General features: G+C 41.1%; 16 protein-coding genes. 15 read left to right on the top strand and 1 reads right to left on the bottom strand.

Features of this window, described 5'->3' with window-relative positions:
* Window positions 1-27 precede the first annotated feature (27 nt).
* Window positions 28-606, bottom strand: coding sequence for a GNAT family N-acetyltransferase (locus ACXAF2_RS03210; RefSeq protein ID WP_475137340.1), 579 nt, complete (start codon window positions 604-606; stop codon window positions 28-30).
* 142 nt (window positions 607-748) lie between these two features.
* Between ACXAF2_RS03210 and spoIIM the strand changes: the two genes are divergently transcribed.
* From spoIIM to ACXAF2_RS03135, 15 genes are all read left to right on the top strand, one after another.
* Window positions 749-1402 (top strand): stage II sporulation protein M, encoded by a 654-nt coding sequence (gene spoIIM, locus ACXAF2_RS03205; RefSeq protein ID WP_113967595.1) that lies wholly within the window; start codon window positions 749-751, stop codon window positions 1400-1402.
* A gap of 111 nt (window positions 1403-1513) precedes the next feature.
* Window positions 1514-1972: a ferric iron uptake transcriptional regulator gene (gene fur / locus ACXAF2_RS03200; protein WP_113967597.1), complete on the top strand. Its 459-nt coding sequence runs from the start codon at window positions 1514-1516 to the stop codon at window positions 1970-1972.
* A 193-nt stretch (window positions 1973-2165) separates the two neighbouring features.
* Complete coding sequence (locus ACXAF2_RS03195; protein WP_113967599.1) at window positions 2166-2393, top strand: YqzK family protein; 228 nt, start codon at window positions 2166-2168, stop codon at window positions 2391-2393.
* A gap of 6 nt (window positions 2394-2399) precedes the next feature.
* Window positions 2400-3293 (top strand): site-specific tyrosine recombinase XerD, encoded by an 894-nt coding sequence (gene xerD / locus ACXAF2_RS03190; protein WP_475137339.1) that lies wholly within the window; start codon window positions 2400-2402, stop codon window positions 3291-3293.
* A 209-nt stretch (window positions 3294-3502) separates the two neighbouring features.
* On the top strand, window positions 3503-4687 hold the full coding sequence (gene deoB, locus ACXAF2_RS03185; RefSeq protein ID WP_475137338.1) for a phosphopentomutase: 1185 nt from the start codon (window positions 3503-3505) through the stop codon (window positions 4685-4687).
* Between the two features lie 100 nt (window positions 4688-4787).
* Window positions 4788-5603 carry a purine-nucleoside phosphorylase gene (locus tag ACXAF2_RS03180; protein WP_475137337.1) on the top strand — a complete coding sequence of 272 codons (816 nt, stop codon included), beginning with the start codon at window positions 4788-4790 and terminating at the stop codon, window positions 5601-5603.
* Between the two features lie 75 nt (window positions 5604-5678).
* A complete protein-coding gene (locus tag ACXAF2_RS03175) occupies window positions 5679-6983 on the top strand; it encodes a pyrimidine-nucleoside phosphorylase (protein WP_475139082.1) in 1305 nt (434 codons plus the stop codon).
* Between the two features lie 482 nt (window positions 6984-7465).
* Entirely contained in the window at window positions 7466-8632 is a 1167-nt protein-coding gene (locus tag ACXAF2_RS03170) for a D-alanyl-D-alanine carboxypeptidase family protein (RefSeq protein WP_475137336.1), read from the top strand.
* Between the two features lie 133 nt (window positions 8633-8765).
* On the top strand, window positions 8766-9116 hold the full coding sequence (gene spoIIAA, locus ACXAF2_RS03165; RefSeq protein WP_113967610.1) for an anti-sigma F factor antagonist: 351 nt from the start codon (window positions 8766-8768) through the stop codon (window positions 9114-9116).
* Between the two features lies 1 nt (window position 9117).
* Window positions 9118-9561, top strand: coding sequence for an anti-sigma F factor (spoIIAB, locus tag ACXAF2_RS03160; RefSeq protein WP_148969515.1), 444 nt, complete (start codon window positions 9118-9120; stop codon window positions 9559-9561).
* Window positions 9562-9573: 12 nt separating this feature from the next.
* Entirely contained in the window at window positions 9574-10338 is a 765-nt protein-coding gene (gene sigF, locus ACXAF2_RS03155) for an RNA polymerase sporulation sigma factor SigF (protein WP_113967614.1), read from the top strand.
* 274 nt (window positions 10339-10612) lie between these two features.
* Complete coding sequence (locus tag ACXAF2_RS03150) at window positions 10613-11233, top strand: stage V sporulation protein AA (protein WP_475137335.1); 621 nt, start codon at window positions 10613-10615, stop codon at window positions 11231-11233.
* Window positions 11223-11645, top strand: coding sequence for a stage V sporulation protein AB (locus ACXAF2_RS03145; RefSeq protein ID WP_299738113.1), 423 nt, complete (start codon window positions 11223-11225; stop codon window positions 11643-11645). Before ACXAF2_RS03150 ends, ACXAF2_RS03145 begins: the two co-directional genes overlap by 11 nt.
* A gap of 22 nt (window positions 11646-11667) precedes the next feature.
* Window positions 11668-12237: a stage V sporulation protein SpoVABEA gene (spoVAEA, locus tag ACXAF2_RS03140; protein ID WP_475137334.1), complete on the top strand. Its 570-nt coding sequence runs from the start codon at window positions 11668-11670 to the stop codon at window positions 12235-12237.
* On the top strand, window positions 12230-13708 hold the full coding sequence (locus ACXAF2_RS03135) for a spore germination protein (RefSeq protein ID WP_475137333.1): 1479 nt from the start codon (window positions 12230-12232) through the stop codon (window positions 13706-13708). The genes spoVAEA and ACXAF2_RS03135 overlap by 8 nt, the downstream gene beginning before the upstream one ends.
* Window positions 13709-13712 lie beyond the last annotated feature (4 nt).

The following is a 13712-nucleotide window of genomic DNA, read 5'->3' as shown; positions in this document are numbered from 1 at the left end:
TTGTAACCCAATCAATTCCCACGAATATCAAATGATTGAGTCCCCTGGTATCAGAGAATAAACACATGTATTTTGTGCAGCTTTCCCATTTTCGTCAAGATGATCATGACGAATGATGCCTTCAAGAGTAAATCCCAGTTTTTCAGGTACTCTTTTGGAACCTGCATTTCTCTCATCGCAGCGAATTTCCACCCGCTGGCAGCGAAGGTCATTTAAGGCGAAATGTGTTAACGCATTCACGGCTTCAACGATATATCCTTTTTTAGTGTGCTTCGTGTGAAGCCAATATCCTATTTCCACTTTTGGCACGTTCCAATCGATGCGGTGCAAACCTGTAGATCCAATAAATTCATCTGTTTCTTTCAGATAAATATGGAGTCGGATGTCGGTCTTTTTTATAAATTCTGCATAGGAATCCCGTACTCCCGCCTCCACTTCTTCCAGGGATTGTTCTTTACGGGCGAAGGGAAGCCAGGGTTTTAATTCATTTCTTGATTCAGAGATGGCAATAAAGACTTCAGATCCGTCTCCGGGCATGCACGGTCTAATATAAAGGCGGGGTGTTTCAATCTTATCGGGAAACTCGATTAAACTTGGATTGCTCATAATATGTTCCTCCACTTCCACCATAAGGTTTCTATGATTATACGGTTATCCCCATGGAAGTTCAATAGAATAGAAGAGAGAAGAATAAACCTGTCCCGGCCTACATATAGATTAGTAATCGATATCTAGGAGGAGCACTGTGATGCGCAAAAAAATATCAAATTCAAATCCACTCGTTCAACATGTACAAGCACATTCCTCGATCTATTTATTTATCATTACGCTATTTTTAATGGGGATCATTTTTGGGGCAATCGTAGTCAATTCATTGTCTTTTGCCCAAAAGGAAGACCTTTATTTCTATTTAAGTAAATTCTTCAGCGAAATGGAAGATGGCAGTATGACCTCAGCAGAAGAGTTGTTCCGTCAGAGCTTTCTTCATAATGTAAAGTATCTTGGATTGATGTGGTTACTGGGAATCTCGATTATTGGACTTCCCCTCATCTTCGTTCTATTATTTATGAAGGGTGTAGTGGTTGGATTTTCAGTAGGTTTCCTGGTGAATCAAATGGGATGGAGCGGGTTTTTATTATCATTTGTCAGCGTCCTACCGCAAAATATCATCATTATTCCGGCGTTTATTTTCATCGGAGCGATCAGCGCCAGTTTCTCTCTTACGCTGATTCGAAAGATATTCATGAGGCAGACTTCATCCATGCAGTTTCAGATGATTCCGTTCTTATCCAGGTACGTGATTTTCTTGGTGGTGGCTATAGGGATCGTCACGATTGCAGCCAGTATAGAAGCGTATCTTTCTCCTAACTTAATGGAAGCGGTAATTTCAAAAATAAAATAAAACGATTCTTATATAAGAATCGTTTTATTTGTTTAATTATAATTATTTTATTTTGCTTATTCCTCCCTTTTTGATATAATAGTAAGGACATTGACGAGGGAGGAGAGGACTATGGAAAGCCGTATTGAAAGAATCAAAAAGCAACTTCATTCTGCCAGCTACAAGCTTACGCCGCAGCGCGAAGCAACGGTACGCGTTTTATTGGAACATGAAGAAGATCACCTCAGCGCCGAAGATGTATACCTCCTCGTTAAGGAAAAATCTCCGGAAATTGGACTGGCAACCGTATATCGTACGTTGGAATTGTTATCTGAACTGAAAATTGTGGATAAAATCAATTTTGGCGATGGTGTATCGCGTTATGATCTCAGACAAGAAGGGGCAGCCCACTTTCATCATCATTTAGTATGTATTGAATGTGGAGCGGTTGATGAAATACAAGAAGATCTCTTAGAAGACGTGGAAGCGATAGTTGAACGAGATTGGAAATTTAAAATAAAAGATCACCGCCTTACCTTTCATGGTATTTGTTCCAGATGCCAGGATAAAGAAGAGGACCCAGAAGAATAAATATGATGCCGAAAAGCCCTTAAAGATTCCTGTCGTTGTTTCTTATTTGAAACATCCCATACATACTCTTTAAGGCTTTTTTATATACACGGACAGAAATTTTCACCGTTTTAACTCCATAAGGTATAAAACAGATTAAAAACGTCATAGCTTGTATTAATAAGCGTTAGTACCGAATATGGAGGACGACAGGATGATAAAAGGAATTCAAATGGTATGGCAAACCATTAAAGTGTTTATTTTGTTTACCGGATCAACGATTTTGTTTTACTATGGTATTATGTGGATCAGTGAAGAATACGAAGGCTATCACAGATATGATGAACCCGAAGGAGCAGCAGTCAAGGTTTATTCTTCTGTGACGGATGAAGAAAGCCATTGGTATGATAGGCTATTATTTTTTTATATGAACGGGGAGTAATGCAGTGTGGAAGACCATATTCAAGATTTCATGCACTTTTTAATAGTAGAAAAAGGACTGGCCAAAAATACGATAGAGTCGTACCAGCGTGACTTAAAGAATTATGCACTATACTTAGCGAAAGTGGAAGAAATATCGGAACTGAACGCCGTTTCGAGAATGAACATAGTCCAATTTCTCGGTCACTTAAAGAGTCAGGGGAAATCTTCAAAGACAGTTGCACGTCATGTTGCATCTATCCGTTCTTTCCATCAATTTTTGCTAAGAGAAAAAGCGACGGAACAAGATCCGACTGTGCATATCGAGACACCAAAAACGGAGCGGACGCTTCCGAAGATTTTAAGCATAGCTGAAGTGGAAGCTTTACTCGAAGCCCCAGAGGAATCTACGCCACTTGGGATGAGAGATAAAGCGATGCTTGAAATCCTTTATGCGACAGGTATCAGGGTAAGTGAACTCATTCAACTAAAACTGGATGATGTCCACTTGACCATGGGATTTGTCCGATGTATAGGAAAAGGGAATAAAGAACGGATTATCCCCATCGGACAAACGGCCATGAATGTTCTTGAGAAATACTTAGAAGATGCCCGGTTGAAATTAAGAAGCAAGAAGCATCGGGATGATCACCTGTTTTTAAATCATCATGGTAAAGGGCTGACAAGACAAGGATTCTGGAAAAATTTAAAATCTCTTGCAAAAAAAGCTAATATCGAAAAAGATCTGACTCCTCATACACTCAGGCACTCATTCGCAACCCACTTATTGGAGAATGGGGCAGACCTCCGGGCAGTACAGGAAATGCTCGGTCATGCAGACATTTCCACCACCCAAATTTACACACATGTAACGAAAACACGCTTAAAGGATGTATATTCACAATTTCATCCGCGGGCTTAAAAGGCGAAGAGAGATGTCTTAAAGAAAATAGTATTCTTTAAGGGATCTCTCTTGTTTTTTTAGAAAGGAAAAAGTAGAATGTAGATGTCAGACTTCTGACGTTAAATCCTGTCGATTGCTATAATGCAGTTAAGGGTAAGATACGATTAAAGATTTAAAATGTAACCGCTTTTTTTAAATAAGAAGCTACATATAGGAGGTTTATTTGAATGAGTAACTATACATACAAAAGAGTTCATCTGATCGTCATGGACTCAGTGGGCATCGGTGAGGCGCCTGATGCAGACCTATTCAATGATGTAGGATCGGATACGATTGGTCACATTGCTGAACATATGAATGGACTGAACATGCCCAATATCGGAGAGCTTGGACTTTCGAATATTAAAGAAGTGAAGGGAATTGAAAAAGCTGACAAGCCGTTAGCATACTTCACCAAAATGCAGGAAGCGTCAGTTGGGAAAGACACGATGACTGGTCATTGGGAAATAATGGGCCTTAATATTGATAAACCGTTCAAAACGTATCCAGACGGTTTCCCTGAAAAATTAATTCAAAAACTTGAAGCTGAGACAGGCAGAAAGATCATTGGAAATAAGCCTGCAAGCGGAACTGAGATTATTGAAGAATTAGGAAAAGAACATATGGAAACAGGAGCTCTTATTGTTTATACTTCTGCAGATCCTGTCCTTCAAATTGCAGCTCATGAAGACATCATTCCAATTGATGAGCAGTACAAAATTTGTGAGATCGCCCGTGAAATCACGAAAGAAGAGGAATATCTCGTAGGTCGTGTGATTGCTCGTCCATTCGTTGGCGAACCAGGCGAGTTCAAACGAACATCCAATCGTCATGACTATGCGTTAAAACCTTTTAACCGTACCGTGATGAATGAACTGAAGGATTCGGGGTTTGACGTGATCGCCATTGGTAAAATTTCAGATATTTTTAATGGCGAAGGAGTGACTGAATCGATTCGTACGAAGCATAATATGCACGGAATGGACGGACTCATTCAATCATTCGATCAAGACTTTACAGGATTGAGCTTCCTGAATCTTGTCGACTTCGATGCTTTATTCGGACATCGTCGCGATCCAGAAGGATATGGAAAGGCATTAGAAGAATTTGATGCACGCCTTCCTGAAGTGTTCGAGAAAATGACGGAAGATGATCTTCTTATCATTACAGCCGATCACGGGAACGACCCGACCGCCCCAGGAACAGACCATACAAGAGAATATGTTCCACTTCTCGTTTATTCAAAACGCTTTGACGGAGGGAAAGAGCTGCCTATCTCTGAAACATTTGCAGATATCGGTGCTACCGTGGCAGACAACTTTAATGTGACCATGCCGAAGTTTGGTCGAAGTTTCTTATCACAATTGAAATAAGTATTTCTGAATAAAATTGAAAGGGAGAGGGATGAAGGTGCGGTTACGACGGCCCATTTCCTCCTCTTTACGTTGAATGATAAAAAAGGGAGTAATGAATATGAATTACGAAAACATCCAAAATGCAGCAAACCATCTGAAAAATCAATACACAGGCCAACCGAAGATCGGACTCATCCTTGGTTCAGGGTTGGGTGTGTTAGCTGATGAAATCCAAAATTCAGTAAAAATACCTTATAAAGAAATCCCTGATTTTCCTGTTTCGACAGTGGCAGGACACGCAGGACAGCTTGTATTCGGTCAATTGGCGGGTAAGGAAGTCGTGGCCATGCAAGGTCGCTTTCATTACTACGAAGGGTACGGTTTCGATAAAGTGACATTTCCAGTCCGTGTTATGAAAGAACTAGGAGTCGAAGTTTTAATCGTGACAAATGCAGCCGGTGGAGTGAATGAAAGCTTTAAAGCTGGGGACTTGATGCTGATCACGGATCATATTAATAATATGGGTGGCAATCCACTAATTGGGGCAAACGATTCTCGCTTAGGACCTAGATTCCCGGATATGTCAGAAGCATATTGTAAAGAACTGCGTCAAAAAGCGAAAGAAATCGCAGAGAAGCTTTCAATTGAAGTGCAAGAAGGTGTATATGTAGGGAATACAGGTCCTGTATACGAAACTCCAGCTGAAGTTCGTCTTGCCCGTACACTTGGAGGAGATGCAGTAGGAATGTCGACTGTACCTGAAGTAATCGTAGCCCGCCACGGGGGAATGAAAGTGCTTGGAATCTCATGCATCTCAAATATGGCTGCTGGTATCCTTGATCAACCCCTTTCCCATGATGAAGTGATTGAAACAACCGAAATGGTTCGTGCAAACTTCCTGGCATATGTAAAAGAAATCGTCAAATCAATCTAAGAGTTGTACGATTTAATTTGAAAACTACACTAAAGGGGCTTCCCTTTGACAATACTAGAAGAGCGGGTGAATACAATGAGAATGGTTGACTTAATAGAGAAGAAGCGTGAAGGTAAAGAACTCTCTACAGAAGAAATAAAATTTATCGTTGAAGGATATACAGATGGAAGCATACCTGATTATCAGGTAAGTGCCCTGACAATGGCCATCTTCTTCAAAGACATGAGCGATAGAGAAAGAGCGGACCTGACGATGGCAATGGTCGAATCAGGAGATCAAATCGATCTGTCTGCAATTGAAGGAATTAAAGTAGACAAGCACTCTACAGGCGGTGTTGGTGATACAACGACCCTTGTTCTTGGACCACTGGTTGCTTCCGTTGGAGTACCTGTAGCGAAGATGAGTGGAAGAGGACTTGGACACACTGGAGGAACCATCGATAAGCTTGAATCCGTCGAAGGTTTCCATGTGGAAATTGAAAACGATGAATTTATCCGATTGGTGAACAAGAATAAGTTAGCCGTTATCGGACAAAGTGGAAATTTAACACCGGCTGATAAAAAGCTTTATTCATTACGTGATGTGACGGCAACGGTCAATAGCATTCCACTGATCGCAAGTTCTATCATGAGTAAAAAAATAGCAGCTGGTGCGGATGCTATCGTACTTGACGTGAAAACGGGTGCCGGAGCTTTCATGAAAACATTGGACGATTCAAAAGATCTTGCCAAAGCAATGGTGAACATCGGAAACAACGTCGGCAGAAAAACAATGGCGGTCATTTCGGATATGAGTCAGCCACTGGGCTTCGCGATCGGAAACGCACTTGAAGTGAAAGAAGCGATCGATACATTAAAAGGTGAAGGACCAGAAGACTTAACGGAATTATGCTTAACGTTAGGAAGTCATATGGTCTATCTCGCTGAAAAAGCAACAACATTGGAAGAAGCGAGAGAGCTATTACAAAAAGCGATTGAAGATGGGTCGGCTCTTGAGAACTTTAAAGTATTCCTGGAATCACAAGGTGGAGATCCATCCGTTGTGGATGATCCATCAAAACTTCCACAGGCGCAATATAAGGTTGAGCTTGAAGCGAAAGAAGATGGCTATGTATCAGAAATCGTGGCCGATGCAGTAGGAACGGCTGCCATGTGGTTAGGAGCAGGCCGTGCAACGAAAGATTCTGTTATCGATTTAGCGGTAGGTCTTGAGCTGCGCAAGAAAATCGGTGATTCTGTCAAAGCGGGAGATTCTCTTGTGACGATCTATAGCAATGAAGAAAATATCGACAATGTAAAAGACAAATTGTACGAAAGCATCAAAGTAACATCTGAACATGTGAAAGCACCTACGTTGATTCATACTGAAATCACGGGTTGATTTTTAATTTTGATCGGGGCCTTTGCCAAGAGGATTATCTCTTTGGCAGGGGCCTTTTTTATCATTTTGTCGGGTAATGCGAATACCTTATTATGGAAAAATAAGCAATTCCAGACGTGGATGACGCAATTAACGTTCAAATTGACGCAATTCACCACAAAACAGACGCAATAAATTGAATTTTGACGCAATTACTTCTGAAAATGACGCAATGAAATCCTTCAATAGCACTCTCTCACACTCAAAAGAGCTGATTTCACCTTACAAAATGCTGCATCTCAGTAATCTTGATGAAAAACACATCGTTTCATCCCATATTTAAAGAATCCCCTTTAAATCTAGCCATCTTTCAACCCACTTACAATCTATCATCCATGAACTAACCTCACTTTTTTACCAATGTTTGTATAAAAATGATGCAGTTGGAAAAAATGGGTCTATGAGTATTGATTTAAAACGAGATTTGATTGGAGGACAGTTGGATGAAACGTTTTGCGTATATAGTGATTACATTTGTTTTAGCAGCTTTTTTGTTTCCTTCAATGGGGTTTGCCCAGGAGAAGAAATCGGAATTAGCTGAAGTAGCGAAATCGGCTGTTTTGATTGAGCGGGATACTGGAACGGTATTATATGAGAAGAATAGCCATGAAAAGCTGGCACCAGCATCCATGACTAAGATTATGACAATGTTGTTGATCATGGAAGCCCTTGAAAAAGGTCAAATAAAGTGGGAAGACAGTGTTCGAGCGAGTGAATATGCCGCATCGATGGGTGGATCACAAATCTTCCTGGAGCCCGGTGAAAGCATGACGGTTGAAGAAATGCTCAAGGGGATTGCGATTGGGTCGGCCAATGATGCATCAGTAGCCATGGCAGAACATATATCAGGAAGTGAAGAAGCGTTTGTTGAAAAAATGAACAAAAAGGTAGAAGAGCTTGGGTTAAATGACACTCGATTCAAAAACCCGACAGGCTTACCGTCCAAAGATCATTATAGTTCGGCACATGACATGTCCATGATGGCCAAGGAACTTCTAAAATATGAAGGAATCACCAAGTTCACAGGCAGCTATGAATCTTACTTACGTGAAGATACAGAAAAAAAATTCTGGTTGGTAAATACAAACAAATTGGTTCGTTTCTATGACGGCGTGGATGGACTGAAAACCGGATTCACCAACGAAGCGAAATACTGCTTAACGGCAACAGCGAAGAAAGATAATATGAGAGTCATTGCTGTCGTGTTCGGGGCACCGACTCCTAAAGAGCGAAACAACGAGGTAAGTAAAATGCTGGATTATGCCTTCAATCAGTATTCAACGAAACCTCTCTTCAAAAAGGGAGACTCCCTGGCACAGGTGAAAGTATCGAAAGGGAAACAAAACAGAGTGGATGCAGTGACGGAAGAGCCCATCTCCCTGTTGACTCAAAAAGGTGAAAAACTGGATAAAATAGAACAGAAGATAACACTCTCTGAAGACTTGAAGGCTCCTATCAAAAAAGGAGATAAAGTCGGGACCCTTGTTATCATGAACAAAGGAGAAAAAGTGTTGGAAAGCACCCTGGTCGCTAAGAAAAATGTAAATGACGCAAGCTGGTGGGAGCTGTACAAAAAATCCTTTGGACTTTTCACGAAAGTTGGAAAGTAATCTGACTTTACGATTTATCATAAAAATAACCTCTAATTATGACGAATTCCTTCTAGTTTTGTCATGGAGAAGGAATTTACTAAAAGAATAGCGAAATGACTCACTATACGACAGAGAAGGAGGCTTTCTGATAGTGAGTCTTGCTATTAACTTAGAAGTCAAAAAAGATGTTTTGTGTATTCGTTTAAGTGGTGAGTTGGATCATCATACTGCTGATGAGCTTAGGGAAAAAGCTTCGAATCTGATTGAAAGTGAGAATGTGAAGCATATCATTTTGAATTTAGAGGAACTAAGCTTTATGGATAGTTCAGGATTAGGTGTGATTTTGGGTCGATACAAGCAGATTAAACAAAAGCATGGAGAAATGGTTGTGTGTGCGATTTCCCCTTCTGTAAACCGATTATTTGAAATGTCCGGATTGTTTAAGATTATCCGTCTTGAGCCGTCTGAAGAAAACGCATTACAAAGATTGGGGGTCGCCTGACATGAGAAATGAAATGAACATTCAATTCAGTTCTTTAAGCCAAAATGAGTCCTTTGCCAGAGTTACCGTTGCTTCATTTATTGCACAGCTGGATCCGACGATGGATGAGTTGACTGAAATCAAGACTGTCGTATCTGAAGCCGTTACAAATGCCATCATTCACGGATATGACAACAGGCCGAATGGTATCGTCTATATTTCTGTCATCATGGAAGAGGATGGGTATATCGATATGACCATCCGCGATGAAGGAGTGGGGATTGGTGATGTAGAGGAAGCCCGCCAACCGTTGTTCACGTCCAAGCCTGAGCTTGAGCGTTCTGGCATGGGCTTTACCATTATGGAGAATTTCATGGACGAAATAGAAGTGTCATCACACCCAGGTACAGGCACCACGGTAAGACTAAAGAAGCACTTGACCAATAGTAAAGCGCTATGCAATTAAGGAGTCGTGCCCATGGATGTCGAAGTTAAGAAAGAAAAGGAACAGACCTTTCTGAAGGATCATGAGGTGAAAGAGCTCATAAAGCAGAGCCAGGACGGTGACCAAAGTGCACGGGACTTGATCGTCCAGAAGAACATGCGTTTAGTATGGTCCGTCGTCCAGCGCTTCCTCAATCGGGGATATGAGCCTGATGATCTCTTTCAGATAGGCAGTATCGGGTTGCTGAAATCAGTCGATAAGTTTGATTTAAGCTACGACGTCAAGTTTTCAACATATGCAGTTCCGATGATCATTGGTGAAATCCAGCGGTTCATCCGCGATGACGGAACAGTAAAAGTAAGTCGTTCCCTTAAGGAGATGGGAAACAAGATTCGTAAAGCCAAGGATGAACTTTCCAAGAAATTTGGGAGGGTTCCGACGGTGAGTGAGCTTGCTGAACATCTGGAGTATTCGGTTGAAGAGGTGATCATGGCACAGGAAGCAAGTCGTGCCCCTTCTTCCATTCATGAAACCGTTTATGAAAATGATGGAGATCCCATTACCCTTTTGGATCAAATTGCGGATAATAGCGATAATAAATGGTTTGACAAAATTGCCTTAAAAGAAGCCATTAGGGAACTGGATGACCGGGAACGGTTGATTGTGTATTTAAGGTATTACAAAGACCAAACCCAATCGGAAGTAGCGGATCGACTGGGTATATCCCAGGTCCAGGTATCGAGACTGGAAAAGAAGATATTACAAACAATGAAAGATCATATGCATACAGAGTCTTAGGCAAAATAACCTTGTTGTTTCAACGAATCATGCTGAAACGACAAGGTTATTTTTAATTTGTGAAATCAATTCAACAGGTGATTATATATTGACCCCGCATTCTCCCTTTGAAATTGTTGCCATTTTTAAAAGCTCCAAACCTTCAGGATCTATACTATTTCTCACTTCCTTCTCCAAGCATCCCAAACCACCACATCGGTCATTACATAAATTATTTCCGTTAATCCATACTATTGGTACGAAGGGAAAATCATGTTTTCAGGAAGTGAACTGCATGGAAGGAATTTTGTATATACGCTTACGTCACCGAGTGCAGGTAAAGGAAGAGAGTAAAGTCAAGCTTGGACAGCTTGCTCAAATCATAGCACCTGAAAATATTCTTGATGAATTAAGGCAAATCCCGATTCATCAAGTGACAGCATCTGATAAGAATATCATTGTGGTCGATGTGATGAGGGTGATAAAAGAAATATGCAAGAACTTCTCGGATCTTGATATCCAAACGATTGGACCCACACAAAGTATTATTGAAGTGATCTATGAGAAAAAGAAAGTCTCTCTTCCGCTCTTCATTGGCGTTTGGTTACTATTATTCATCGGTGCAGCCCTGGCAATTATGAATTTTCATGAAGATGTAAGTATGAGGGAAGTTCATCAAAGGCTGTATCATTTTGTAACTGGGGATGAGGATCCTCATCCATTACTGTTTCAAGTTCCCTATTCATTCGGTTTAGGCCTTGGGATGATCTTATTTTTCAACCATGTGTTTCGAAAGAGACTTAATGAAGAGCCGAGTCCACTAGAAGTAGAAATGTTCAATTACCAGCAGGATTTAGATCAATATGTCATCATGCATGAAAATAAAGAAAGTCAGAAAAAAATAGATGACCATTAGCGTATTGATTACAGTATTTATTGGATTTGCTGGTGGACTGGCAGTCGGTTCCGGGTTTGTAGCTTTTCTAACCGTATTAGGAATCATCCCAAGGTTAACTCAGTTAACAAAAACAATGAAAATGATTCACCACTATGAACTTGCTGTCATTACGGGTGCACTGGCAGGAGGATTTGTCAGCTTAAATAATTATACGCTGCACTTTTCCCCATTCGTTCTTATGCCCATTGGTTTAGCGAGCGGAGTGTTCATCGGGCTGTTGGCGGCTGCATTAACAGAGGTATTGAATGTGTTCCCGATCCTCGCAAAGCGGATTGGGATTGAAGGTCAAATCGTCATTCTCATTATGGCGATTGTATTTGGGAAAATTGTCGGCTCACTTTTTCATTGGCTCTACTTGGTTCATCAATAAACAGCAAGAGGCAGGGGTTCATATGGACGACAAAAGAAAAGTGATCCTGATTACAGATGGAGACGAATATGCCAAGCGGGCAATCGAGTGCGTGGCAAAAGAATATGGAGGACGATGTATCTCAAGCTCCAAAGGAAATCCTTCATTATTATCAGGACCAGAGATTGTGAAATTAATCAGAAGTGCAAAGAATGACCCCGTCTTTGTAATGTTTGATGATAGTGGATTTATTGGAGAAGGTGCAGGCGAAAGGGCACTAAAGTATGTTGCGAACCACCCTGGCATAGACGTGCTCGGCATCATTGCGGTAGCAAGTAAAACGAGGCAGGCAGAATGGACAAGAGTGGATGTGTGTATTGATAAATTTGGTGAATTGACTCCATATGGGGTAGATAAATTTGGTGTACCTGAAATGGATTTGGGAAGATTAACGGGTGATACGGTTTATTGCCTTGATGAGCTGGACGTTCCCGTTATTGTCGGAATTGGTGACATTGGTAAGATGGCCAAAAGGGATCACTACTCACAAGGTTCGCCCATTACGAAAAAGGCTGTTGAAATCATCTTGGAAAGGAGCGGATATCATGCCTGAGAAAACGAAAGAAACACCAATATCAAAAGATTTAGCTGTTATAGAAGAGTACATGAAGAATCATGTCGGATTAAACAAAAGCTTTGATTTAGGTGTACGTAAACTCATGATTTTGAAAAAAGGAGTGCACTTCTATTATATTAACGGGTTGACAGATGCTTCCTACATTATACAAATAGTGGAGGAACTCGTTGAGATCAATGATCATGAACGTGCAACGAGCCGATTATATGAGATTGTACATAATCGCCTTGTTCATCAATCGGTTGAGCCAGTTAAAACGATTGAAGAAGCAGTTGACGAAGTCCTGTCAGGATTAATAGCAGTCTTTGTCGAAGGCTACCAAGAAGCAATCATTGTTGATGTTCGTAGTTATCCCGGGCGACAGCCTTCAGAGCCTGATACTGAAAAGGTAGTACGCGGTTCCCGAGATGGTTATGTAGAGAATATTATTGTGAATACTGCTTTAACAAGACGAAGAATTCGGGATCCACGATTGAGGTTTGAAATATTTCGTATAGGAGAGCGATCTAAAACTGACATTTCCATAGCCTATATTAATGATGTAGCAAATCCGAGCTTAATTGAAGTCATCAAGAAAGAATTGAAGAGTATTAAGATAGACGGATTAACGATGGCGGATAAAACGGTTGAAGAGTTCCTTGTGAAGCAAGGGTATAATCCATATCCTCTCGTTCGATACACAGAAAGAGCAGACGTCGCAGCCACTCACTTATTAGAAGGACATGTTCTTATTTTTGTTGATACTTCGCCGAGTGTCATCATTACACCAACGACATATTTCCATCACCTTCAGCATGCGGAGGAATATAGACAATCACCGGCTGTGGGGACCTTTGTCAGATGGACTAGATTCCTTGGGATATTAGCATCGCTATTTTTACTCCCGTTATGGTATCTATTTGTGTTGGATCCATCCCTCTTACCTGAGGTTATTAAATTCGTAGGACCAAATGAACAGACGAATATTCCCGTAATTGTTCAGTTGTTCATAGCGGATTTCGGGGTTGAAATGTTCAGGGTGGCAGCCATTCATACTCCAACCCCATTATCCACAGCAATGGGTCTGATAGCGGCAGTCTTAATTGGACAAATAGCCATTGATGTAGGGTTATTTCAACCGGAAGTCATCCTGTATGTAGCCGTTGCATCCATAGGGACATTCGCTACACCAAGCTATGAATTGAGTGCCGCGAACAAGATGGCCAGACTGTTTCTCCTTATTGCAGTAGCCCTCTTCCATATTCCTGGACTGATGGTGGGAACCACACTTTTTATCTTATTCGTTACAAATATAAAGTCTTTAAATACCCCTTACCTATGGCCGTTAATGCCATTCAGTCCTATAGCATTCATGCAGATTCTGATCCGTCGCTCTATGCCGGGAGCCAAAATCAGACCTAGCATTGTGCAGCCGAGAAATAAGTATAAGCAGCCGGCGAAATCTTAGAAAT

This window comes from Rossellomorea sp. ABR4_004, assembly GCF_056159585.1.
This window is presented reverse-complemented; position numbering and strand designations above follow the sequence as displayed.